Annotated in this window: 29 protein-coding genes; 3 read left to right on the forward strand and 26 right to left on the reverse strand. The window is 59.1% G+C overall.

All coding sequences use genetic code 11. The features are described 5' to 3' along the window. Nucleotides 1-4: 4 nt before the first annotated feature. The 3 genes from TRIHO_RS14910 to TRIHO_RS14920 form a co-directional block, all read right to left on the reverse strand. A complete protein-coding gene (locus tag TRIHO_RS14910; RefSeq protein ID WP_106406195.1) occupies nucleotides 5-1,441 on the reverse strand; it encodes a trypsin-like peptidase domain-containing protein in 1,437 nt (478 codons plus the stop codon). 123 nt (nucleotides 1,442-1,564) lie between these two features. Continuing rightward, on the reverse strand, nucleotides 1,565-2,647 hold the full coding sequence (locus TRIHO_RS14915; RefSeq protein WP_068245332.1) for a 3-deoxy-7-phosphoheptulonate synthase: 1,083 nt from the start codon (nucleotides 2,645-2,647) through the stop codon (nucleotides 1,565-1,567). Nucleotides 2,648-2,912: 265 nt separating this feature from the next. Next, nucleotides 2,913-3,596 (reverse strand): YitT family protein, encoded by a 684-nt coding sequence (locus tag TRIHO_RS14920; RefSeq protein ID WP_068245335.1) that lies wholly within the window; start codon nucleotides 3,594-3,596, stop codon nucleotides 2,913-2,915. Nucleotides 3,597-3,737: 141 nt separating this feature from the next. Between TRIHO_RS14920 and TRIHO_RS14925 the strand changes: the two genes are divergently transcribed. Next, nucleotides 3,738-4,637, forward strand: coding sequence for an NAD-dependent epimerase/dehydratase family protein (locus TRIHO_RS14925; RefSeq protein ID WP_068245339.1), 900 nt, complete (start codon nucleotides 3,738-3,740; stop codon nucleotides 4,635-4,637). Nucleotides 4,638-4,749: 112 nt separating this feature from the next. After that, nucleotides 4,750-5,085: a zinc ribbon domain-containing protein YjdM gene (locus tag TRIHO_RS14930; RefSeq protein WP_068245342.1), complete on the forward strand. Its 336-nt coding sequence runs from the start codon at nucleotides 4,750-4,752 to the stop codon at nucleotides 5,083-5,085. Nucleotides 5,086-5,147: 62 nt separating this feature from the next. On the opposite strand, the gene TRIHO_RS14935 is transcribed toward TRIHO_RS14930, so the two are convergent. The 9 genes from TRIHO_RS14935 to TRIHO_RS14975 form a co-directional block, all read right to left on the reverse strand. Continuing rightward, nucleotides 5,148-6,053, reverse strand: coding sequence for a hypothetical protein (locus tag TRIHO_RS14935; protein WP_068245344.1), 906 nt, complete (start codon nucleotides 6,051-6,053; stop codon nucleotides 5,148-5,150). A 190-nt stretch (nucleotides 6,054-6,243) separates the two neighbouring features. Further along, complete coding sequence (rplQ, locus tag TRIHO_RS14940; RefSeq protein ID WP_068245348.1) at nucleotides 6,244-6,666, reverse strand: 50S ribosomal protein L17; 423 nt, start codon at nucleotides 6,664-6,666, stop codon at nucleotides 6,244-6,246. A gap of 149 nt (nucleotides 6,667-6,815) precedes the next feature. Then, on the reverse strand, nucleotides 6,816-7,832 hold the full coding sequence (locus tag TRIHO_RS14945) for a DNA-directed RNA polymerase subunit alpha (protein ID WP_068245442.1): 1,017 nt from the start codon (nucleotides 7,830-7,832) through the stop codon (nucleotides 6,816-6,818). Between the two features lie 112 nt (nucleotides 7,833-7,944). Continuing rightward, the gene (rpsK, locus tag TRIHO_RS14950) at nucleotides 7,945-8,334 is read right to left on the reverse strand and encodes a 30S ribosomal protein S11 (RefSeq protein ID WP_068245350.1); all 390 of its coding nucleotides are present in this window, start codon (nucleotides 8,332-8,334) and stop codon (nucleotides 7,945-7,947) included. A gap of 16 nt (nucleotides 8,335-8,350) precedes the next feature. Further along, complete coding sequence (gene rpsM, locus TRIHO_RS14955) at nucleotides 8,351-8,719, reverse strand: 30S ribosomal protein S13 (RefSeq protein ID WP_068245353.1); 369 nt, start codon at nucleotides 8,717-8,719, stop codon at nucleotides 8,351-8,353. Between the two features lie 344 nt (nucleotides 8,720-9,063). After that, nucleotides 9,064-9,711, reverse strand: coding sequence for an adenylate kinase (locus TRIHO_RS14960; RefSeq protein ID WP_068245356.1), 648 nt, complete (start codon nucleotides 9,709-9,711; stop codon nucleotides 9,064-9,066). Continuing rightward, nucleotides 9,708-11,072: a preprotein translocase subunit SecY gene (gene secY / locus TRIHO_RS14965; RefSeq protein ID WP_068245359.1), complete on the reverse strand. Its 1,365-nt coding sequence runs from the start codon at nucleotides 11,070-11,072 to the stop codon at nucleotides 9,708-9,710. Before secY ends, TRIHO_RS14960 begins: the two co-directional genes overlap by 4 nt. Before the next feature lie 110 nt (nucleotides 11,073-11,182). Continuing rightward, nucleotides 11,183-11,656, reverse strand: a complete 474-nt coding sequence (gene rplO / locus TRIHO_RS14970) for a 50S ribosomal protein L15 (protein WP_068245362.1) — start codon at nucleotides 11,654-11,656, stop codon at nucleotides 11,183-11,185. 399 nt (nucleotides 11,657-12,055) lie between these two features. Continuing rightward, nucleotides 12,056-12,529 (reverse strand): winged helix-turn-helix transcriptional regulator, encoded by a 474-nt coding sequence (locus tag TRIHO_RS14975; protein WP_068245364.1) that lies wholly within the window; start codon nucleotides 12,527-12,529, stop codon nucleotides 12,056-12,058. Between the two features lie 84 nt (nucleotides 12,530-12,613). On the opposite strand from TRIHO_RS14975, the gene TRIHO_RS14980 reads away from it, so the two are divergent. After that, nucleotides 12,614-13,279 (forward strand): hypothetical protein, encoded by a 666-nt coding sequence (locus tag TRIHO_RS14980; protein WP_068245367.1) that lies wholly within the window; start codon nucleotides 12,614-12,616, stop codon nucleotides 13,277-13,279. A 92-nt stretch (nucleotides 13,280-13,371) separates the two neighbouring features. Here TRIHO_RS14980 and TRIHO_RS14985 read toward each other — a convergent pair whose 3' ends face one another. From TRIHO_RS14985 to TRIHO_RS15050, 14 genes are all read right to left on the reverse strand, one after another. After that, nucleotides 13,372-13,587 carry a DUF1127 domain-containing protein gene (locus TRIHO_RS14985; protein WP_068245369.1) on the reverse strand — a complete coding sequence of 72 codons (216 nt, stop codon included), beginning with the start codon at nucleotides 13,585-13,587 and terminating at the stop codon, nucleotides 13,372-13,374. Between the two features lie 266 nt (nucleotides 13,588-13,853). Then, entirely contained in the window at nucleotides 13,854-14,042 is a 189-nt protein-coding gene (gene rpmD, locus TRIHO_RS14990) for a 50S ribosomal protein L30 (protein ID WP_068245372.1), read from the reverse strand. Between the two features lie 12 nt (nucleotides 14,043-14,054). Next, the gene (rpsE, locus tag TRIHO_RS14995) at nucleotides 14,055-14,633 is read right to left on the reverse strand and encodes a 30S ribosomal protein S5 (protein WP_068245374.1); all 579 of its coding nucleotides are present in this window, start codon (nucleotides 14,631-14,633) and stop codon (nucleotides 14,055-14,057) included. A 165-nt stretch (nucleotides 14,634-14,798) separates the two neighbouring features. After that, nucleotides 14,799-15,158, reverse strand: a complete 360-nt coding sequence (rplR, locus tag TRIHO_RS15000; protein ID WP_068245377.1) for a 50S ribosomal protein L18 — start codon at nucleotides 15,156-15,158, stop codon at nucleotides 14,799-14,801. An 11-nt stretch (nucleotides 15,159-15,169) separates the two neighbouring features. Continuing rightward, nucleotides 15,170-15,703 carry a 50S ribosomal protein L6 gene (gene rplF, locus TRIHO_RS15005; RefSeq protein WP_068245380.1) on the reverse strand — a complete coding sequence of 178 codons (534 nt, stop codon included), beginning with the start codon at nucleotides 15,701-15,703 and terminating at the stop codon, nucleotides 15,170-15,172. A 14-nt stretch (nucleotides 15,704-15,717) separates the two neighbouring features. Continuing rightward, the gene (rpsH, locus tag TRIHO_RS15010) at nucleotides 15,718-16,110 is read right to left on the reverse strand and encodes a 30S ribosomal protein S8 (protein WP_068245383.1); all 393 of its coding nucleotides are present in this window, start codon (nucleotides 16,108-16,110) and stop codon (nucleotides 15,718-15,720) included. Nucleotides 16,111-16,123: 13 nt separating this feature from the next. Beyond that, entirely contained in the window at nucleotides 16,124-16,429 is a 306-nt protein-coding gene (gene rpsN / locus TRIHO_RS15015; protein WP_068245386.1) for a 30S ribosomal protein S14, read from the reverse strand. A gap of 19 nt (nucleotides 16,430-16,448) precedes the next feature. Beyond that, on the reverse strand, nucleotides 16,449-17,012 hold the full coding sequence (rplE, locus tag TRIHO_RS15020; protein ID WP_068245389.1) for a 50S ribosomal protein L5: 564 nt from the start codon (nucleotides 17,010-17,012) through the stop codon (nucleotides 16,449-16,451). Beyond that, nucleotides 17,012-17,317 carry a 50S ribosomal protein L24 gene (rplX, locus tag TRIHO_RS15025; RefSeq protein WP_068245393.1) on the reverse strand — a complete coding sequence of 102 codons (306 nt, stop codon included), beginning with the start codon at nucleotides 17,315-17,317 and terminating at the stop codon, nucleotides 17,012-17,014. Before rplX ends, rplE begins: the two co-directional genes overlap by 1 nt. Before the next feature lie 2 nt (nucleotides 17,318-17,319). Continuing rightward, nucleotides 17,320-17,688 carry a 50S ribosomal protein L14 gene (gene rplN / locus TRIHO_RS15030; protein ID WP_068245396.1) on the reverse strand — a complete coding sequence of 123 codons (369 nt, stop codon included), beginning with the start codon at nucleotides 17,686-17,688 and terminating at the stop codon, nucleotides 17,320-17,322. Between the two features lie 103 nt (nucleotides 17,689-17,791). Then, a complete protein-coding gene (rpsQ, locus tag TRIHO_RS15035; RefSeq protein WP_068245398.1) occupies nucleotides 17,792-18,022 on the reverse strand; it encodes a 30S ribosomal protein S17 in 231 nt (76 codons plus the stop codon). Between the two features lie 12 nt (nucleotides 18,023-18,034). Next, on the reverse strand, nucleotides 18,035-18,235 hold the full coding sequence (rpmC, locus tag TRIHO_RS15040; protein WP_068245400.1) for a 50S ribosomal protein L29: 201 nt from the start codon (nucleotides 18,233-18,235) through the stop codon (nucleotides 18,035-18,037). Nucleotides 18,236-18,460: 225 nt separating this feature from the next. Further along, nucleotides 18,461-19,504: a succinylglutamate desuccinylase/aspartoacylase family protein gene (locus TRIHO_RS15045; protein WP_068245403.1), complete on the reverse strand. Its 1,044-nt coding sequence runs from the start codon at nucleotides 19,502-19,504 to the stop codon at nucleotides 18,461-18,463. A gap of 223 nt (nucleotides 19,505-19,727) precedes the next feature. Beyond that, entirely contained in the window at nucleotides 19,728-20,348 is a 621-nt protein-coding gene (locus tag TRIHO_RS15050) for a TIGR02466 family protein (protein ID WP_068245406.1), read from the reverse strand. Nucleotides 20,349-20,412 lie beyond the last annotated feature (64 nt).

The following is a 20,412-nucleotide window of genomic DNA, read 5'->3' on the forward strand; positions in this document are numbered from 1 at the left end:
CGACCTACAGCCGGAAGCGCAGGGCGACGCGCTTCCCCTGGCGAAGCAGATCCAGCTGCATCCAGCGACCGCTTTCCAACAGCAGGCGCGGCACATCCTGCGGCGCGGCGACGGGCTGCCCGTTCACGCCCATCACAATATCTCCCGACTGCACTCCACCTCTGCCCGCATAGGGGCCGGGATCGAGCACCACGACACCGGTTGCCGACAGCGGCAATTGCAGCCTGTTGATCACCCGGGGATTGATCTGCGCCACCACAAGCCCAGGCATCGGGGTCTGTTCGTTCAGCTGAATGGGTGCCGAGGCCGGCTCATCCGGGGCTTCGCTCAGCGCCACCTGCACGGTAGCCGATGCGCCCTGCCGCAGCCGGGTGATCTCGCTCTGCCCGCCCAGCCCGGCAACGGAGAGGCGAAATGCCATCTCTGAGGGGGAATTCACCGGCTCGCCATCGACCGCAGTGACCACGTCCCCCACCTCGAAACCCGCCGCGACAAAGGGGCTTTGCGGATGCAATTCAGAAATCAGCATGCCGTCAACCCGCGCCATCCCCAGCGCTTCGGCCAGATCCGCATCAACCGGCTGGCCGGTCATGCCCGCCCAGGGCCGCTGAAACTCCGTTGCGCCGTCCTGCGCCTGACGAACAAATTCACGCACCAGATTGGCCGGGATCGCAAAGCCGATCCCGTTGGAGCCGCCCGACCGGCTGAGGATGCGGGTATTGATGCCGATCAGGTCACCGTTGACGTCAATCAAGGCCCCGCCGGAATTGCCCGGGTTAATCGGCGCATCGGTCTGGATGTAATAGCCAAACCCCTGCCCGCCGCCGGTCCCCGTGCGCGCCAATCCCGAGATGATGCCCGAGGACACGGTTTGCCCGACCCCAAAGGGGTTGCCGATGGCCAGCGTCAACTCGCCCACTTCGACCGCATCGCTGTTGCGCAGCTCAAGAAAGGGCAAGTCATCCGCGTTGTGCAATTGCAGAATCGCCAGGTCAGAAGCCTCATCGGCCAGGATGACCTCGGCCGCGTATTCGCGCCGGTCGTTGGTTACGACGCGGATGTCAGACGCCTCTCCGACCACGTGATAGTTGGACACCACGATACCATCCGCCGACAGGATCACACCGGATCCGAGCGAGTTCTGCACCCTGGGCTGCGGCTGGGCAAACTGGCGAAAGAAATCGTCAAAGAAAGGGTCGTTTGCAAAGGGGCTGCGGTTGCGATCTTGCCGAATGATCCTGGCGTAAATATTCACAACCGCAGGCGCCGCCTCCTTGACCAGAGGCGCAAACCCCAAAGAGATCTCCGACTGGCTTTGCGGTATCTGCGTTTCGGCCTGACCGATCTGCGGTCCGGTCACAAAAAGACCAGCAAGAAGCACAAAGGTCAGCGGACGGGTGAGGATGCGACGCAATTGGGAGCCTCCGGTAGGTTTTGCCATGCCCCAACCATATGCGGAGACGCCCGGAGGATTGCAAGTCATGGTGCCCCGCCGTCCTGCTGTTGACCGGCACAGCGACCGGAGGCGGCAGCTGCCGCCCCCGGATGTCGCCCATGGTTCCGCTCACCCCGCAAGGCGCGTGTTCTGTCTGCGCCGGTGTTCGACCGCTTCGGCCAGCTTCCGCAGTTCGGCCTCGGTTTTGTCCCAGCCCATACAGCCGTCGGTCACCGATTGGCCATAGGTGAGTTTGCTCAGATCACCGTCCTTGGGCAGGTCCTGACGTCCGTGAACCAGATGGCTTTCGATCATCACGCCGGTGATGCGCCCCTCACCGGCGGCCATCTGGCCCGCGACATCTTCCAGTACAACGCCTTGTTTGGCTGGATTTTTTTCAGAATTGGCATGGCTGGCATCAATCATGACCTGGCCGCGAACCCCGTCTGCCTCCGCCGTTTTACAGGCGCTGTCGACACTGGCCGCATCATAGTTGGTGCCGCCGCCGCCACGCAGAATGATATGGCAATCCGGGTTGCCCGCCGTTGCCGCAATCGCCGCAAGCCCAGATGGGGCGAGCGCCATGAAATGATGCGGCGTCGCCGCTGAACGCACCGCATCAATCGCGATCTGCACATTGCCGCGGGTGCCGTTTTTGAACCCGACAGGACAGCTCAGCCCGGAGGCCATCTCGCGGTGAATTTGGCTTTCGGTGGTCCGCGCGCCAATGGCCGCCCAGCTGACCAGATCAGCGATGTATTGCGGCACCGAGGCATCCAGGAATTCGGTCCCGACGGGAAGCCCCATTTCGTTCAGCTCCAGACACAGCTTGCGGGCCACCGACAGCCCCTTGTTGATGCGAAAAGACCCATCCAGGTCCGGATCGTTGATCAGCCCCTTCCACCCCGCAATAGTACGCGGCTTTTCGAAATAGACCCGCATCACGATTTCCAACTGCCCTCCCAGCTCAGCCTTCAGCGGCGCGAGGCGACGGGCGTAGTCTATCGCAGCCTCTGGATCATGCACGGAACAGGGGCCGACCACGACAATCAGCCGGTCGTCCGCCCCTTGCAGGATTTTCTGAATGTTGGCGCGAGAATTCAAAACGGTCTCGCGGGCATCGCTGGTCAGCGGATGCTTCACCGCAAGGGCTTCTGGGCAGATCAATTCCTGCATATTGGTAATCCGGAGGTCATTTGTCGGGGTCGTCATGGGCTTGGTTCCTTTGGCGGGGTGCCCCTGTCAGACTTGGCCGGATACAAAAAAACCGCCCTGGTCCCGGGGCGGTTTGGTGCGGTATTCTAATGCTTCTGGTATTTTATTCAGAAACGCGAAGACCCTCCGTCCGCCATGTGGCGCGGATAAAAGTAATACCAGAACTGGGCAAACTGTTGGGTCATGCGCGAAACGCTAGCGGAGATTCGGGCCTCTGTCGAGACCCTATTGTACGGCTCTTGTTCCGGGTCCTATCGCGGGCTTACCCCCTGGGGCGGCCCGTGCGTGCGTCCGGCGACGTTGCTTTCGGCATCGCTGCACCACGCCCATACCCCGGTCGACCTGTACCGCTTTGGGCGACATCGAAATTCCAGACGATAATCAAATTGGTCACCAGCGCCCCCATGAACGAATAGATCAGCTGGGCCGGTGTCAGAACCAGCGCCGCAGCGGCGAAAACCGCCGCATCAACAAGCAGTTGAAACCAGCCCGCCTTGAACCCGGTGCGCTGTTCGATGATGATGCCCACAATCGTCATGCCACCGGCCGAGGCGTTGTGACGAAAGATCGCGATCAAACCGGCCCCGTTGCATAGCCCGCCCAGCAGCGCCGCCGCTGCCGGATGCAACAGATCGAAGGCCACATACTGCGGCAGGGTTTGCGCCCCGGCCGAGATCCCCACGACCACCGCCACAGTGCGCAGCGCAAAGGCCGGACCGCGTTTGATCCAGGCCAGAACCAGGAACGGCACCCCGATCCCGAAGAAGAGCACACCAAAATCCACGGGCAGCACGTAGGACAGCAACAACGCCATCCCAGCAGTCTGCCCGGTGACCAGCCCCGCTGATTTCAGAAAGACGAGGCCAAGGCTGCACATCAGCACCCCAAACAGCAACCCCTGGAGGTCGAACAACGAAAGCGCAGGTCTGGAGCTGGGCAAAGCCATCTTGGTGTCCTCGGGTCGGAGAATAGGGCGGCATCGGTCGTCCTGTGATAGGGCGCGCAGCCGACAATCACAATGTCCATGCTGGACCTCGGAGACCTTGCCGCTATTGTCCGGTCAAACACATCCACGGAGGAGACCCCCATGCGTATTCTGTTTACTGGCGGATCCGGCAAGGCCGGACGACACGCGATTGCCTATCTGCTGGCGCAGGGGCACCGGGTGGTCAATGTCGATCTGACGCCCCTGGACCTGCCTGGCGTGGACAACCGGATCGCGGATATGACCGATGCCGGACAAATGCATGACGTGATGCATGCCTGGGCCGGCTATGACGAGATGGAGGATCACCGGTCGCCCCCCCGCTTTGACGCGGTTGTTCACTTTGCCGCCGTGCCCCGGTTGCTGATGAAATCCGACAACGAATGTTACCGGATCAATACAATCGGCACCTATAACGTCATTGACGCGGCGCTGAAGGCGGGTGTGACCAAGGTGATTTTTGCCTCCTCCGAAACCACTTATGGCGTCTGTTTTGCCGGTGGCGAACGGCGGCCAGACTATCTGCCCCTGGATGAGGCGCACCCGGTTGTACCCGAAGACAGCTACGCCATGTCCAAAGTCGCAAATGAGGTCACCGCGCAGTGTTTCCAGCGGCGCACCGGGGCCGACATCTATGGCCTGCGGATCAACAATGTCATTGAGCCGCACGAGTACAAGGCAAACTTCCCCGCCTATATGTCCGACCCTGACCTGCGGCGGCGCAACATCTTTGCCTATATCGACGCCCGCGACCTGGGCCAGATGGTGGAGCGGTGCCTGCAGACAAATGGACTGGGGTTCCAGATCTTCAACGTCGCCAACAAGGATCATTCGGTCAATCTGACCACAAAGCAGATCATTGATCGCTATTACAAAGGCGTGCCCGCGGCCGAAATGGGAGAACGGGAAACCTTCTATTCCATTCGCAAGGCCGAAGAGCTTTTGGGGTTTGCCCCGGAGCACAATTGGCGCATGTATCTCGACGATCCGCTCGAGGTCTAGAGAGCCGCTCAAGGCCTGAGCCCGGGCGGGGGCGGCATCGACGCCCGGGCATTCGCCCCGTGCCCCAACAGACCCAAGCGCCCCAGCGTTTTTACCCGAAAAGAAGCCCGCCATGACCGACAGCCTGCCCCCCTGCCCCGAGTGTTCATCGCCCTTTGCTTACGAGGTAGACGCGCTTTTGATGTGCCCGGAATGCGGCCATGAATGGTCCGCCGACACCGACGACGACGCCGTCGTGCGCGACAGTGTTGGCAACCCGTTGCAGGATGGGGATACGGTGACGGTGATCAAGGATCTCAAGATCAAAGGCACCTCCAGCGTGGTCAAAGTCGGCACCAAAGTGCGCGGCATTCGTCTGGTGGACGGCGATCACGACATTGATTGCAAGGTGCCCGGCGTCGGCCCCATGGGCCTCAAGAGCAAATTTGTGAAGAAGGTGGCCGACTAGCCACCCTCCCGTTTTTTGACCCGCCCGTCACGACACAGGCCGGTTGCGGTATCATTTGCGGGTCAGGCGGCAGCCGTCTTCTTGACCTGAGCGCCCAGCTCCTTCATCTGAGCCGTGCCCGCGGCCAGAGATTTGTCAAAGTGATCCAGCACGGCGATCAGTTTTTTGCTGTCAGGGTTGGCTTTGATGTCTTTTTCGCATTTCTTGCGGGCGCGCTTGTAATCACCCACAAGTTTGGCAAGCTCCTTCAACTTCAACAATCCGACCTTTAGCTGTGTCTGCGCCGATTTTGCATCCTCGGCGGCGATAGAGACACCTTTCTTATGGGCTGCCTCAATGGCCCCAGACAGCGACGTCACCCGCGCCGCGCTCCGCTTGAGCTGCTTTTCTTCAAGCAATTTTGGCAAATCCGCCTCGGATGCGGACGCCTTGTCATCTGACAACAGTTTTTCCAGGATCTTCTTTGATTGCACCGCATAGAATTTGTCACCTGGTTTCATCTTGCCAGCGTAACCCATCACGGTTTTCAGCTCGGATTGCTGTTTCTTGACATCGGCCAGAAAGGCGTCGATCTCTTTTTTGTCGGGCGATCCCTTACCTGCTGACTTGCTGATTTTCTCGGCCGAGGACTCCAGCTTTGCCAGCGTCGGCACCAGCGATTGCGCCTTGGCCACCAGGGCGAGCATCGCATCCAGCTGGGCCTTTTGCGCGACGACCGCTTTTTGCCAGACCGACAGGCTCGACTTGACGCCCTTGTCCTTGATCGCATCTGCCAGTTTCTTGGAGGTCATGCCTTGCTCGCGCGCCGTGGCGATCGCTTCGCGCAGATTATCCTCGGCGTCCCAACATTTCTCCAGGGCCTGCGCCATGGATTTCTTGGTCTTTTCCGCTTCCGCCTTGGTGGTCTGTTTCAGATCAGCGGCGCATTTTTTGTAATCTTCTTGGATTTTTGAAAACTCTTTGGACATCCGTGATCCCCCCGGCCCCAACAACGTTACATACTGAAATCTGCTGTCAGTATGGCGCAAAGGACCAGGAGACCAAAATCAAAAAACCTTCCCCCCGTCGGCAGGCGGGCCAAGTCGCGACAGCCCAACGAAAAAACCCCGCCCTGTTGCCAGAGCGGGGTCAGGTCCGACGGTCCAATGACCGGCAGTTTTATTCTTCGTCGGCGGATTCAACTTCCACCAGGCGGGCCTTGTCGGCTGCACCTTTGGCAGAGAGATCGCGATCAACGAATTCGATGATTGCCATCGGCGCCATGTCGCCATACCGGAAGCCGGCTTTCAGGATGCGAACGTAACCGCCCTGACGATCCTTGTAGCGCGGGCCGAGGATGTCGAACAGTTTTGCAACGTCCTTGTCCTGCTTCAGCTTGGACGCGGCCTGACGGCGGGCGTGAACGTCGCCGCGCTTTGCCAGGGTGATCATCTTTTCGATGATCGGGCGCAGTTCTTTTGCCTTGGGCAGGGTGGTCTTGATCTGTTCGTGTTCGATCAGCGAGCCAGCCATGTTGGAGAACAGGGCCTTACGGTGCTCGTGAGTACGGTTCAGGCGGCGATAACCACGTGCGTGACGCATTTTCTAAATCCTTATCTTGCGTGTTTTGCTTTGTCAGGCGGCTGATGCGTGTCGGCCGCTCACCTTGGGGCATGTGCCCGTCTTGACCCCGGCAAACCCCGGGAATTTTTTGGGGAGGACTTGCGCCCTCCCCGTTCGAAGCTCAGCGATCAGAAGCTGTCTTCGAATTTCTTGGCCAGCTCTTCGATGTTGTCCGGCGGCCAGTCCTCGACGTCCATGCCAAGGTGCAGACCCATGCCAGACAGCACTTCCTTGATCTCGTTCAAGGACTTGCGGCCAAAGTTCGGCGTGCGCAGCATCTCTGCTTCGGTTTTCTGGATCAGATCCCCGATGTAGACGATGTTGTCGTTCTTCAGGCAGTTTGCCGAACGGACAGAGAGTTCCAGCTCGTCCACTTTCTTGAGCAGAAGCGGGTTGAACTCCAGACCGTCGTCCTCGTCCTGGCGGCCAGCGGCTTCGGGCTCGTCGAAGTTGACGAAGATCGAAAGCTGGTCCTGAAGAATGCGGGCAGCAAAAGCCAATGCATCCTCGGGCGTGATCGAACCGTCGGTTTCCACCTTCAGTGTCAGCTTGTCATAGTCCAGCACCTGGCCCTCACGGGTGGGCTGCACATCGTAGGAGACGCGCTTGACCGGAGAATAGATCGCATCAATCGGAATCAGACCAATCGGTGCATCCTCTGGTTTGTTCTTGTCGGCAGAGACATAGCCCTTGCCGGTATTCACAGTCAGTTCCATGAACAGATCGGCACCATCGTCGAGGTGGCAGATCACGTGTTCGCGGTTCAGAACCTCGATCCCGGCCGTTTCAGCGATGTCACCGGCGGTCACGACTGCCGGACCCTTTGCATTCACCGACAGGCGCTTTGGCCCTTCGACTTCCATGCGCAGGGAAACCTGCTTGAGGTTCAAGATGATATCGGTGACGTCTTCACGCACACCGGCCACGCTCGAAAACTCGTGCAGCACGTTGTCGATCTGGACGCTGCTGATGGCTGCGCCCTGCAGCGAGCTCATCAGAATACGACGCAGAGCATTGCCAAGCGTCAGGCCAAAGCCACGCTCCAGCGGTTCTGCAACGAGTGTTGCCTGACGCGCCGGATCATTGCCCGGCTTGACCTCAAGCTGTGTGGGCTTGATCAACTCAGCCCAATTCTTATGGATCATGCGTTCCCTCCATTCCTGTCTGAACCCCATGTCCAAAGGATCAGACGCCCGAGGTTTCAATGACATACTGGGGCCCTGCACGCGGCAAGGCCCCAGTAAGCGGTAAAATCGCTTAGACGCGGCGGCGTTTCGGCGGGCGGCAGCCGTTGTGCGCGATCGGGGTCACATCACGGATATTGGTGATGTTGAAGCCGATTGCAGCCAGGGCGCGCAGCGCCGATTCACGACCGGAACCCGGACCCTGAACCTCGACCTCAATGGTCTTTACGCCGTGTTCCTGTGCCTTGCGGCCTGCATCTTCTGCAGCCATCTGCGCGGCATAAGGCGTGGACTTACGAGAGCCCTTGAAGCCCATGGTGCCAGCAGAGGACCAGGAAATTGCATTCCCCTGAACGTCAGAGATCAGGATCTTGGTGTTGTTGAACGAAGAGTTCACATGTGCAACGCCGGAGGCGATGTTCTTGCGCTCTTTTTTCTTTGTACGAGTCTTATCGCGTGCCATCTGTCAGGACCCTCCCTTACTTCTTCTTACCGGCAATGGCCTTTGCGGGGCCTTTGCGAGTACGAGCGTTGGTGTGGGTGCGCTGACCGCGGACAGGCAGGTTGCGACGGTGGCGCAGGCCACGGTAGCAGCCCAGGTCCATCAGGCGCTTGATGTTCATCTGCACTTCACGACGCAGGTCGCCTTCAACGGTGAAGGTGGCGTCGATGTGCTCACGGATGGCCAGAACCTCGGCATCGGACAGCTCGTTCACACGACGGGTTTCGTCGATGTTCACAGCCGCGCAGATCGCTTTGGCAGAGGAAGGGCCGATGCCCGTGATATAGGTGAGGGCGATTGGAACCCGTTTGGAAGTCGGGATGTTAACGCCGGCAATACGTGCCACGTGTCACTTTCCTTTTGGTTGCGGTTCCGTAACTCCAGAACCTTTTTTCACAACACTCAACCATCAGCGCAACGCGCGAAAGGTCCAGCATGTATCGAGGTGGTCAGGTGGACAACAAAAATTGCCCGCCTGGAATGATTCCCAGCAGGGATGTTGGTCAATACGGTCTGTGAAGGGGGGCGTCAAGGGGGGTCCGCGCCTGGACGACATGCAGGTCGAATCAAAGGCCGAAAAACGCAAAGGTCGCCCCATCGGGCGACCCATTTTTTGCATTCCAAATCAGACTTGCCACTGGGGTCGGCGTACCACCATGGCGCAGTCCCCTGCCCCATGGCGCGGGAGGATCAGGACCCCAGCATCCAGGAGATGGATTTCTTCACCTCGTCAATCGACGCCAGCCCATCAAGGCGCTGCAAATCGCCCTTGGCCCAGTAGTAGCCGATCAGCGGCGAGGTCTTTTTGTAATACTCCATCAGACGGGTTTTGAGGCTCTCCTCATTATCGTCCGGACGGCGCTTTGCGGTGGTGCCACCGCAATTGATGCATTTGCCATCGGCGGGCCAGGGTTTGGTCTCGTCGTGGTAGACCTCGCCACAATCAGCACAGGTCGAGCGGCCCGTGATGCGGGCCACCAATGCCTCGTCATCCACCTGCATCTCGATCACGGCGTCCAGTTTCAGACCCATCTCGGTCAGCAGTTTGGCAAGGGCGTCGGCCTGCGGCAGGGTGCGCGGGAAGCCATCAAAGATGAACCCGCCTTCGGATCCTTCCTGCAGCTTTTCACGGATCAGACCGATGACGATCTGGTCGGTGACCAGCTTGCCTTCGGCCATGATCGCCGCAACTTTCTTGCCCATTTCAGAGCCAGACGCCTGGGCATCGCGCAGCATGTCACCGGTGGACAGCTGCACCATCTTGCGGGTTTCCACCAGATGACGCGCCTGCGTCCCCTTGCCCGCACCGGGCGGGCCTATGAGAATGATGTTGGTCATCGACGCGCAGGCCCCCGTTTCGTGCGTTTTTTGTTGCGGCCGCGCAATTGGCTCTTCTCAATCAGCCCTTCGTACTGATGCGCGAGCAGATGGCTCTGAACCTGCTGGATCGTATCCATGGTCACCGAGACCACGATCAGCACCGAGGTGCCGCCGAAATAAACCGGGATCGCAAAATTGGCGCGCAGGATCTCTGGCAGCAAGCAGACCAGTGCGAGGTAGCCAGAGCCCAGAACCAGGATACGGTTCACAACATATTCGATGTATTCCGCTGTCTTCTTGCCAGGGCGGATACCGGGCACAAAGCCGTTCTGGTTCTTCAGGTTCTGTGCCACGTCATCCGGTTTGAACGACACGTTGAAGGTGTAGAAGTAGGCAAAGAACACGATCATCGCCAAGAAAAACAACAGGTAGAGCGGTTGTCCGGGGCCAAAATTCGCCAGCAGCCAGCTCATCACCGGGCTCGACGCGGAACCCTGGCTAAAGGTGGAGATGGTCGTCGGCAACAGCAACAGCGAGGAGGCGAAGATCGCCGGGATCACGCCGGCCGGGTTGACCTTGACAGGCAAGTGGCTGGAGCCCCCGTCATAGACCTTCATGCCGACCTGACGGCGCGGATACTGGATGTGGATCTTGCGCAGCGCCCGCTCCATGAAGACCACAAACATGATCACGGCCACCACCATCACGATCACCGCAATGATGATCGCAGGGGAAATCGCGCCGGACCGGCCAGAGGCAAAGAATTGCGCGATCGCGGCAGGGACCTCGGCAATGATGCCGACGAAGATGATCAGGGAAATGCCGTTGCCGATGCCCCGGTTGGTGATCTGCTCACCCAGCCACATCAGGAACATGGTGCCCCCGACCAGGGTGATCATGCAGGACAGCCGGAAATAAAGCCCCGCATCCAGCGCCAGGTCGCCCGCCTCAAGCGAGGCAGCAAGACCATAGGACTGGGCCGTCGCCAGAAGCACCGTGCCGTAGCGGGTGTACTGGTTGATCTTCTTGCGGCCCTGCTCGCCCTCTTTCTTGAGTTGTTCGAGCGCAGGCACCATGGAGGTCAGCAACTGCACGATGATAGAGGCGGAGATATAGGGCATGATGCCAAGGGCAAAGATGCCCATTCGGCCCAGGGCGCCCCCGGTAAACATCGACACCATGCCGCCGATGCCTTGTCCTGCGGACTCCATGAACTGGCGCAGCGCATCCGTGTCGATTCCCGGGACGGGAATCCAGGTGCCCAAGCGATAGACCATCAAAAGTCCGATCGTGAACAGGATGCGATTGCGCAGATCCGTGGCTTTGCCGAGCGCCGCCCAGCTTGTGTTCGCCGCCATTTGTTCTGCTGCTGATACCATGAAATAGGTCTCTTTTTGCGAAAACGCCGCCCGGAACCGTTTTCCGGCTCGGGCGGCGTATGGGAAAACTGATGACTTGTGTAAGCGGCTTACGCGCCGCTCACAAGCCGTTACTCAGCTGCGGCCTCAGTCGTTGCCACGGTCAGGGCGCCGCCTGCCTTTGCAACTGCCTCAACGGCAGTCTTGGACGCACCGGTCACGGCGATGTTCGCCTTGGCGGTGAAGTCCCCTTTGGCCAGCACACGGATGCCGTCCAGCTTGCGACGGACCACTCCGGACGCCACCAGGCTGCCTTCGGTGATGGAGCCGGCGTCGAGCTTGCCCGCGTCGATGAATTTCTGGATCAGGCCGAGGTTCACAACCGCGTATTTCTTGGCGTTCGGCTTGTTGAAGCCGCGCTTCGGAAGACGCTGGTAGAGGGGCATCTGGCCGCCTTCGTAGCCTTTGATGGCCACGCCGGAACGGGATTTTTGACCTTTGATACCACGGCCACCCATTTTGCCCTTGCCGGAGCCGGGGCCACGGCCAACGCGTGTGCGTTTCGGGGTTGCGCCTGGGTTGTCGCGCAGTTCGTTGAGTTTCATTTCGCTTCTCCTAGAGCCGGAAGTGACCCCATGAAGCGAAGAGGGTCAGACACGGCGTTTTTTGGTTTTGATTCTGCGGCGCCTAAGGCCACCGGGGGCGTATAGACGGGATAAGGGGCAGGATCAAGGTTTCACTTTTGTCAGCCGCTGCCCCCCGGGTTCCTTCTGGTGCAGTCGCCTTTTACGTTGCGTGCTTTGCGGGCCTCATTGGCCCGGCAAAGGCTGTCCCTCTCGTGCGCCATGGCGAAACTCCTGCCGCAGAAGAACGGTCCTCCGCAGCTGTGGCTTGTCGTCGCGACCGGCGCGACTCGCCGAACACGATGCCATCTCAACAGAACCAATCGGGTCCTGGCGCGCGGACCGGGGCAACGAGGCGGGCCAGCTCCAGGTGGAGGCGGCTCAGCCCTTCGGTTCAGGGTAGGTCGGCAGGCACTCCTGTGTCCCGACAGGCTCCAAATCCGCCGCCACGACCTCCTCGCCGCAGCACGCACAGGTCACAACACTGCGCAGCTCCGCCCCGCAGCTTTTGTGGCGGAGCCGAAACGGTGGCGCATTGTCGAACAACCATTTGTCCCCCCAGGCCGCCATCGACAAAAGAACGGGCACAAAGTCCATGCCCTTCTCGGTCAGCAGATACCGATAGCGTTTTGGTCGATCATTATAGGCCTCGCGCTGCATCAGCCCCTCGGCGACCAGCCGGTTGAGCCGTTGAGTCAGCGTGTTGCGACTGATGCCGAGGCTGTCACAAAACCCATCGAACGTCTGCACCCCACGCGACGCGTCCCGCAGGACAAGCGGCGTCCACCAATCTCCGATCAGATCGGCCGTTCGCGCCACCGAACATTGCCAGCCGGAAAAATCTTGTTTCTTCATGACAAGAGTAAGTTGCCTAAATGAACTGACTATGCAATGTCTTTCTAAGTTCATCATTGGAACTGATTAAAAACGGAGACTCTCATGACCCAGGACCAAACCTTCAGACAGGCTGCCCTCGCGGCACTCGCCGGGGCTGGATTTGTCGTTACTATGCTCTCACTCACGATCCTGAACGGCGTCGGGTATCAGGATTTCGAATCCCTGCTGCGCTTTGGCACGCCGCAGGCCTATGGCGACAATCTCGCCCGCGCCGCCCCCGTGCTTCGGATGCTCTATCCAATTGATACACTTTATATTTTCTCATATGTCTTGTTGGTCTTTGCGATGGTCCACTGCGTCCCGGAGCGCCGCGCCGCCGGGCAGTTGGCGATCATTGCAGTGCTGGCGACCGCAGGGTTCGACTTTGTCGAAAACAACTTTATTCTGGCCATGGCCAACGGCGCGGAACGCGGCAATGTACCCAGCCTGGCGAATATCACCTTTGAAACAACGATCACCCAGATCAAATTCAACTGTGGACTGCTGCTGACGCTCAGCCTGTCGTTCCTGATCCCGCTTCAAGGCAAACTGGCCACGGTCAGCCGCTGGCTACCGAGGGCGGCGGTGGTTGTCGGGCCTTTTGCCATTCTCAGCCCGGAAACCGTGCTGATCTATCTGGCCATGAATATCGGGTTGGGTGTTTGCATCGGGATTCTGTACTGGCAACCGCGCCCGCTTCAGAACGCTCCATCACCGCTCAGGACATAAAAAAACGCCTCCACAATGGTGGAAGCGTTTTTCTCTACGTGCGGGGACCCGAGGGAGGAGGAAGGACCCTGCGCGTGGTTCGGAACGTGCGCTTATGCGCCGTAAACGTGCGTGCGCGCCAGGTCGTCGACATCACAGCGGCGCACGCCGATATCGGCAAGGTCGCGATCCGTGAGGGCATTCAGTTCGTTGAAGGTGCGTTTGTATTCCTTGTACAGATCCCAGGAATTGCGGGTCTGGTCAGCCATGCCGCGCAGGCGGGAGACGAGCGAGGAAGTCGCGAAATTTGTGTTCAGTGCATGTGCCATTGTGTTGGTCCTTTCCTAGCCGGGACGGTTTTCCGCGGCTCCTGGTGTCTTTGTGAGCTTCTCTTGACACCTTGGAAGATAAGGCCAGGTGTTGGCGGTAACAACTGACGGTTCGTTAGACCCGTTATGCAGCTGCAGCATAGAAAAGGTCAGTAAGGTTAACCTAATTTTGGTTAATTTGCGCACCGCGCCCGATTCTGCACAAAAAAACGCCCTCGCATGTCTGCGAGGGCGTTTCTGTCAGTCAGTCGGACCGTGAAAGAGGCTTAGCCGCGCTCTTCGACGATTTCGACCAGATGCGGGATCTTGTTGACCATACCGCGCACGGAGGGGGTATCCTCCAGTTCGCGAGTCTTGTGCATCTTGTTCAGACCCAGACCGATCAGGGTTGCGCGCTGTTCGGCGGGGCGACGGATCGGCGAACCGATCTGTTTCACGACGATAGTTTTAGCCATGGAACGATCTCCTTACGCTTCTTCTGCGACTTGCGTCGACGCGGCCGGAGCCTCGTCCCGCTTCGGCAGGATATCCGCAACTTTCTTACCACGACGCTGAGCAACGGCACGGGGGCTTTGCTCTTTCTTCAGGCCGTCGATGGTGGCGCGGATCATGTTGTAGGGGTTCTGCGAACCAACGGACTTGGAAACCACGTCCTTGATGCCCAGCATCTCGAATACGGCACGCATCGGACCACCTGCGATGATCCCGGTCCCTTCAGGCGCGGTGCGCATGACGACCTTGCCGGCACCGTGACGACCATACATGTCGTGATGCAACGTGCGGCCCTCTTTCAGTGCAACACGGATCATCTGACGCTTGGCCTGCTCGGTTGCCTTGCGGATCGCCTCGGGGACCTCTTTGGCCTTGCCCTTGCCGAAACCGACGCGGCCCTTCTGGTCACCCACAACGACGAGTGCGGCGAAGCCAAAGCGCTTACCACCCTTGACGGTCTTGGACACGCGATTGATTGCGACCAGACGATCTGCAAATTCCGGTGTTTCTTCACGATCGCGGCGGTTGCCACGACGGTTATCACGTTCTGCCATGAGGCATTCCTTTTACAGAGTGACGAGCTGGACGAACCGACCCGTCAAATTTTCCAATCCTGGTGAGAGACGATTAGGCCCGCTCTCCCGGATCATCGGGGCTGCCCAAAGGGCACCCACTCTCGAAATCTGACGGGCGCCCCGAACAAGGGACGCCCGAATGATTTAGATCTTCAGACCACCTTCACGCGCAGCGTCGGCCAGAGCCTTCACTTTGCCGTGGTACAGGAAGCCGCCGCGATCGAAATAGGCTTCGGTCACGCCAGCGGCTTTCGCGCGCTCTGCGATCACGGAACCCACTTTGGTTGCCGCTTCGATGTTGTTCTTGCCGAAGAACCCAAGATCCTTTTCCAGGGTCGAGGCTGCGGCCAGAGTTACACCTTTGACGTCGTCGATCACCTGAACAGAGATGTTCTTGTTCGAGCGGTGCACGGAGAGACGCAGACGGCCTGCGTTCACCTTGCGAAGCTTGTTCCGGACGCGCAAGCGGCGCTTCAGAAACAGGGTACGTTTGCTGTTTGCCATTGTTGTCGTCCTTACTTCTTCTTGCCTTCCTTGCGGAAGATGAACTCGCCTTTGTAACGGATGCCTTTGCCTTTGTAGGGCTCGGGACGGCGCCAATCGCGGATTTTCGCCGCAACTTCGCCAACCGCTTGCGCGTCTGCACCTTCCACAACGATTTCGGTCTGCTTCGGAGCGGTGACAGTGACACCTTCCGGAGCAACGAAGTCGACGTCATGGGAATAGCCGAGGTTCAGTTTCAGGGTGTTGCCCTGTACCTGCGCCCGGTAACCCACACCCTGGATTTCAAGCTCTTTCTTGAAACCCTGGGTCACACCCTGAACCAGGTTGGCAACCATGGTGCGGGACATGCCCCACTGCTGGCGCGCGCGCTTGGAAGATCCACGCGGCTCAACTTTGATCAGGTTGTCCTCGATCGTGAGGGTAACGTCGTCTGTTGCAGTAAAGCTCTGGGTCCCTTTCGGGCCCTTCACTTCGATGGTCTGACCGGACATGCTCGCGGTAACGCCGCTGGGCAGATCGACCGGTTTTTTACCAATACGTGACATTGTGCTAGGCCTCCTTAGAAGACGGTGCAGAGCACTTCGCCGCCAACGTTGGCTGCGCGTGCGTTTGCGTCCGACATCACACCCTTGGGGGTGGAGACAATCGACACACCCAGGCCCTGACGGACCGACGGGATGTCATTGACGCCCATGTAAACGCGACGACCGGGTTTGGAGACCCGCTTCACTTCGCGAATGACAGGTTCGCCTTCGTAGTACTTCAGGCTGATTTCCAGCGCCGGATGGCCGCGTTCGTCAGTCGTTTTCTCATAGCCGCGAATGTAGCCCTCGTCCTGCAGGACATCCAGAACCCACGCGCGCAGCTTGGAAGCTGGGCTGTGGACGGTGGATTTACCGCGCAGTTGAGAGTTACGGATACGGGTGAGCATATCGCCGATAGGATCGTTCATATCTGTCTCTCCCTTACCAGCTCGATTTCACCATACCGGGGATCTGGCCGTTCGAGCCCAGTTCCCGCAGTGCAATCCGGCTGACCTTCAGCTTACGATAGTAAGCGTGAGGACGGCCAGTCAGCTGGCAGCGATTGTGCAGACGCGTTGCCGAGGAATTCCGCGGCAGCTTTGCCAGTTTCAGACGCGCTTTGAAACGCTCTTCCATCGGCAGGGTTTCGTCATTCGCGATCTCTTTGAGCTCGGCACGCTTTGCGGCGTATTTTGCCACCAGGCGCTCGCGCTTCTTCTCGCGTTCGATCATTGCTTTTTTAGCCATGGTCTCTTCCTTCCCGCGCTCAGCTGTTGAAGGGCATGTTGAAAGCTTTCAACAGTGCCTTCGCTTCAGCGTCGGTTTTAGCGTTGGTGGCAATTACGATGTCCATGCCCCAGGCTTCATCGATTTTATCAAAATCGATTTCCGGGAACACGATGTGCTCTTTCAGGCCCATGGCGTAGTTGCCACGACCGTCAAAAGAGGTGCCGGGAACGCCGCGGAAGTCGCGGATCCGGGGCATCGCGATGGTGATCAGGCGGTCGAGGAATTCATACATCCGGTCGCCACGTAGGGTCACCTTTGCACCCATCGGCATGCCTTCGCGAACGCGGAAGCCAGCGATAGAGTTCTTCGCAATGGTGGTCAGCGCTTTTTGGCCCGCGATTTTGGTCAGGTCTTCCTGAGCCGATTTCGCTTTTTTGCTGTCTTTGACGGCAGCACGGCCGCAACCGATGTTGAGAACGATTTTCTCCAGCTTGGGGATCATCATCTCGTTCTTGTAACCGAATTCCTCTTTCAGGGACGCACGAATGGTGTCCTTGTAAGCAGCCTTCAGGCGCGGGGTGTAGGTTGCATCGTCAAGCATCAGACAGTCTCCCCGGTGGTTTTGGCGAAGCGGACTTTCTTACCGTCTTCCTCACGGAAGCCAACACGGGTCGCTTTGCCGTTTGCGTCCAGCAGAGCCAGGTTCGACAGGTCGATCGGCTGTGCCTTGGGCAGGCGGCCGCCCTGGGCGGTCTGGGATTGACGGGTGTGACGGATCGCCATGTTGACGCCGTCTACAACAGCTTTACCGGCTTTCGGGTCAACAGAAGAGATGGTCCCCTGCTCGCCCTTGTCCTTGCCAGCCAGCACGACGACCTTGTCGCCTTTGCGCAGTTTAGCAGCCATGGTCAGAGCACCTCCGGAGCCAGCGAGATGATCTTCATGAAGTTCTTCGCGCGAAGTTCGCGAACAACCGGGCCGAAGATCCGCGTGCCGACCGGCTCGCCGCTGTTGTTCAGAATAACAGCTGCGTTGCGGTCAAAACGGATGGCGGTGCCGTCATCACGACGGACTTCTTTGGCGGTGCGAACGACGACGGCCTTGCGGACGTCCCCTTTTTTAACGCGACCGCGCGGGATGGCTTCCTTAACCGAGACGACAATGATGTCGCCCACGGATGCGTACTTACGCTTGGAGCCACCCAGAACCTTGATGCACTGAACTCGGCGTGCGCCGGAGTTGTCAGCTACATCCAGATTGGTTTGCATCTGGATCATGTGGTTTCTCCCGACCTTTGGGGCGCCGATGCGTGGCGTACTCCCCCAGGGTTTCGACTAAACTGTGAAGTCAAGTCGCCAGGAGTCTCGGGGTGCGAGACTCTTAGGCTTCCAGAACTTCCCAGCGTTTCGTTTTCGATTTCGGCGCGCATTCGATGATACGGACAGCGTCGCCGACCTTGAAAGCGTTCTGTTCATCGTGAGCCCGGTATTTCTTGGACTTACGGATGGTTTTCTTCAGAACCGGGTGTGTGAAGCGACGCTCCACGGACACGGTGACGGTCTGAGCATTTGCGTCGGATGTCACGACGCCAGACAGGATACGTTTGGGCATTCGAGGCGCTCCTTATTCAGCCGCTGCTGCGGCTTTTTCGTTCAGGATGGTCTTCACACGGGCAGCATTGCGGCGGGCCGCCTTGATGCCTGCAGTGTTTTCCAACTGACCGGTCGCTTGTTGAAAGCGCAGGTTGAAGCTCTCTTTTTTGAGGTTTGCGAGCGTATCGCGGAGCTCGTCCACGGTTTTATCGCGCAGATCCTTGGCGTTCATCGCCTTGCGTTCCTTTCCTTGGCACCAGAAGGCCCCTTATGACGGGTCACCTTTGGGTCTGGTGGGTTATGTCGAATTCCGCACCCTGAGATGCGAAAAAAAGAATCGCCCGACGCCCTTCGACTCGCGAAGCACGTTAAGCGATGGGTTCCCCTACAGGTCAGCTGCGCGAAGAGCAAGGGAAACTTGGCAAAATCTCCGGCTCAGGCCGCTTTTCGCGGCCGGTCAGATGATTTCATCCTCATCGAACATCGTCGCCCCTTCAAGTTGCGCGCTCAGGCTTTCGATGCGGCTTTCTGCTTCCGAGACGTTTACCATGCGCGCAATGTGAAAGAGCGCGTCGCCCTCGTTGACGATGGGCAGGTTCGCCCGCCCGATAATCAAACCAGCCTGGCTGGCCAGCAACTCCACCTCTTCCTCGCCAAAGGGGTCGGCGACAATGCCCAGGACCTCGCCCTCTTCCACCATCTCGCCGGTGGTCTTATAGGCCCGCAGCAGCCCCCCTGCCGGTGCCCGTTCCCAGGCGGAATCGTTGGCCCGCACCGGCACGACCTCTGCCAGCGGCACGCCGTCCTCCGGGATCATGCCGAGCGCATGCATCACACGCAGAATGCCGGCCACCCCGACGCGGGCGGATTGCTCGTCAAAGCGCAACCCCTCCCCCGCTTCGTAAAGCAGAATATCGACGCCGACCTTCTGCGCCTCTTGCCGCAAACTGCCATCACGCAAACCGGAGCGGATCACCACCGGCGCGCCAAAAGCATCGGCATAGGCCAGCGTCTCTTCGCGTTTCGGCGACACCCGGATCTGTGGCATGTTGGTGCGATGGATGGCCGCGGAATGCAGATCAATCCCGAGATCCGACCGGCCGACGATTTCCGTCATAAACAGATGTGCCAACCGGCTGGCAAGCGAGCCGCCCTCGCTACCAGGAAAACAGCGGTTCAAATCGCGCCGGTCCGGCAAGTAGCGGGAGTGGTTGAGAAAGCCAAATGTGTTGACGATCGGCACCACGATCAATGTGCCGCTGAGCCGTGCAAACTGGCGGCTGCGCAGCAGACGACGCGCGATCTCCACCCCGATCACCTCGTCGCCATGGATGGCTGCGGAAACAAACAGGGTCGGGCCGTCCTCCTGCCCGTGGATCACATGGGCAGACATGTTTACCGGCGTATGGTCCGACAGGACGCTGACCGGCAGATCTACTGTCCGCCGGGTACCCGGCGGGATATGAAAACCACCGATTTCAAAGGGGGAGCGTCGCGACATGAGTGAGCCTCTCGAAAGTGTTGCTCCCGACGCTAAGCAGCTTTTTGCTGCTTTACAATCTGCGCCGGTTACCGGCGACATCTGCGGCGCTCAATGTAGATTTTTGGCCTCTGTTCTCCCACAGAGCGTGACCCCAACCTGCCTCGTCAACTGGGCAATATAGGGTCGCTGCCTGTCCTCGGAACACGAAAACGCAGGCGCGGGCAAACCGAGCCTAGTAGGCTCATCCCCAGGCGTAGTTGAACGAGACGGAAATCCGTTCCTCTTCCGACATGTTCATCGGCACCTCGTGACGGACGAAGCTTTCCCACAAAAGGACATCCCCGACCTTCGGCGCTTCATAGATGAAAGTTCTCAACTCCCGGCGACAGTCCTTGAGCCGTGGCGGGTGGGCCATCATCATAGCGTGCCGGGGGTCTTCCAGTTTCAACGCCGAGGCGCCATCCGGCATGGCAACATAGGTAGTGCCCGAGATCACCGAATGCGGGTGGATATGGCTCGCATGGCTGCCGCCTTCGGGCAGGATATTGATCCACAGATCCTCCAGCTTCAGGGCACGGCCGTCCAGGTTCAGCTGAAGATCCGCGGCAAATGCCTGCACATGGGCGTCAAGGGCGCTCACCAGATCGGCAAAAATCGGGAACCGCCAGGGCAGATCGGTCAGCGAGGCATAAGAGGTATAGCCTGGATAGCCATTTGCCTCGCACCAGTCCTGTCCCGCCTCGTCATCTTCGGCGATGGTCAGGCAAGAGGCCTCCATTTCAGCAGCGTCAATGATGGGTTTGTGCTCGGACAAGGCGGCACGGTAGAGGCGGGTCACGAAGAGGGAATCAATCTGGGGCATGGCTTCCTCTTAGCGCAGGGTGCAATCTTTTGGCGAGAGCGGATGACCCGTGACGCACAAGATA

Origin of the sequence: Tritonibacter horizontis, assembly GCF_001518015.1 — a bacterium.
Lineage (GTDB): Bacteria > Pseudomonadota > Alphaproteobacteria > Rhodobacterales > Rhodobacteraceae > Epibacterium > Epibacterium horizontis.

What these genes read in the sequence shown, in the direction of transcription:
- TRIHO_RS14910 (WP_106406195.1), bottom strand. Translation starts at nt 1,441, where the DNA reads ATGGCAAAACCTACCGGAGGCTCCCAATTGCGTCGCATCCTCACCCGT.
- TRIHO_RS14915 (WP_068245332.1), bottom strand. Translation starts at nt 2,647, where the DNA reads ATGACGACCCCGACAAATGACCTCCGGATTACCAATATGCAGGAATTG.
- TRIHO_RS14920 (WP_068245335.1), bottom strand. Translation starts at nt 3,596, where the DNA reads ATGGCTTTGCCCAGCTCCAGACCTGCGCTTTCGTTGTTCGACCTCCAG.
- TRIHO_RS14925 (WP_068245339.1), top strand. Translation starts at nt 3,738, where the DNA reads ATGCGTATTCTGTTTACTGGCGGATCCGGCAAGGCCGGACGACACGCG.
- TRIHO_RS14930 (WP_068245342.1), top strand. Translation starts at nt 4,750, where the DNA reads ATGACCGACAGCCTGCCCCCCTGCCCCGAGTGTTCATCGCCCTTTGCT.
- TRIHO_RS14935 (WP_068245344.1), bottom strand. Translation starts at nt 6,053, where the DNA reads ATGTCCAAAGAGTTTTCAAAAATCCAAGAAGATTACAAAAAATGCGCC.
- rplQ (WP_068245348.1), bottom strand. Translation starts at nt 6,666, where the DNA reads ATGCGTCACGCACGTGGTTATCGCCGCCTGAACCGTACTCACGAGCAC.
- TRIHO_RS14945 (WP_068245442.1), bottom strand. Translation starts at nt 7,832, where the DNA reads ATGATCCATAAGAATTGGGCTGAGTTGATCAAGCCCACACAGCTTGAG.
- rpsK (WP_068245350.1), bottom strand. Translation starts at nt 8,334, where the DNA reads ATGGCACGCGATAAGACTCGTACAAAGAAAAAAGAGCGCAAGAACATC.
- TRIHO_RS14960 (WP_068245356.1), bottom strand. Translation starts at nt 9,711, where the DNA reads ATGACCAACATCATTCTCATAGGCCCGCCCGGTGCGGGCAAGGGGACG.
- secY (WP_068245359.1), bottom strand. Translation starts at nt 11,072, where the DNA reads ATGGTATCAGCAGCAGAACAAATGGCGGCGAACACAAGCTGGGCGGCG.
- rplO (WP_068245362.1), bottom strand. Translation starts at nt 11,656, where the DNA reads ATGAAACTCAACGAACTGCGCGACAACCCAGGCGCAACCCCGAAACGC.
- TRIHO_RS14975 (WP_068245364.1), bottom strand. Translation starts at nt 12,529, where the DNA reads ATGAAGAAACAAGATTTTTCCGGCTGGCAATGTTCGGTGGCGCGAACG.
- TRIHO_RS14980 (WP_068245367.1), top strand. Translation starts at nt 12,614, where the DNA reads ATGACCCAGGACCAAACCTTCAGACAGGCTGCCCTCGCGGCACTCGCC.
- TRIHO_RS14985 (WP_068245369.1), bottom strand. Translation starts at nt 13,587, where the DNA reads ATGGCACATGCACTGAACACAAATTTCGCGACTTCCTCGCTCGTCTCC.
- rpmD (WP_068245372.1), bottom strand. Translation starts at nt 14,042, where the DNA reads ATGGCTAAAACTATCGTCGTGAAACAGATCGGTTCGCCGATCCGTCGC.
- rpsE (WP_068245374.1), bottom strand. Translation starts at nt 14,633, where the DNA reads ATGGCAGAACGTGATAACCGTCGTGGCAACCGCCGCGATCGTGAAGAA.
- rplR (WP_068245377.1), bottom strand. Translation starts at nt 15,158, where the DNA reads ATGGCAAACAGCAAACGTACCCTGTTTCTGAAGCGCCGCTTGCGCGTC.
- rplF (WP_068245380.1), bottom strand. Translation starts at nt 15,703, where the DNA reads ATGTCACGTATTGGTAAAAAACCGGTCGATCTGCCCAGCGGCGTTACC.
- rpsH (WP_068245383.1), bottom strand. Translation starts at nt 16,110, where the DNA reads ATGAACGATCCTATCGGCGATATGCTCACCCGTATCCGTAACTCTCAA.
- rpsN (WP_068245386.1), bottom strand. Translation starts at nt 16,429, where the DNA reads ATGGCTAAAAAAGCAATGATCGAACGCGAGAAGAAGCGCGAGCGCCTG.
- rplE (WP_068245389.1), bottom strand. Translation starts at nt 17,012, where the DNA reads ATGCTTGACGATGCAACCTACACCCCGCGCCTGAAGGCTGCTTACAAG.
- rplX (WP_068245393.1), bottom strand. Translation starts at nt 17,317, where the DNA reads ATGGCTGCTAAACTGCGCAAAGGCGACAAGGTCGTCGTGCTGGCTGGC.
- rplN (WP_068245396.1), bottom strand. Translation starts at nt 17,688, where the DNA reads ATGATCCAGATGCAAACCAATCTGGATGTAGCTGACAACTCCGGCGCA.
- rpsQ (WP_068245398.1), bottom strand. Translation starts at nt 18,022, where the DNA reads ATGCCCAAACGTATCCTGTCTGGCGTCGTGACATCCGACGCAAATGCT.
- rpmC (WP_068245400.1), bottom strand. Translation starts at nt 18,235, where the DNA reads ATGAACGCCAAGGATCTGCGCGATAAAACCGTGGACGAGCTCCGCGAT.
- TRIHO_RS15045 (WP_068245403.1), bottom strand. Translation starts at nt 19,504, where the DNA reads ATGTCGCGACGCTCCCCCTTTGAAATCGGTGGTTTTCATATCCCGCCG.
- TRIHO_RS15050 (WP_068245406.1), bottom strand. Translation starts at nt 20,348, where the DNA reads ATGCCCCAGATTGATTCCCTCTTCGTGACCCGCCTCTACCGTGCCGCC.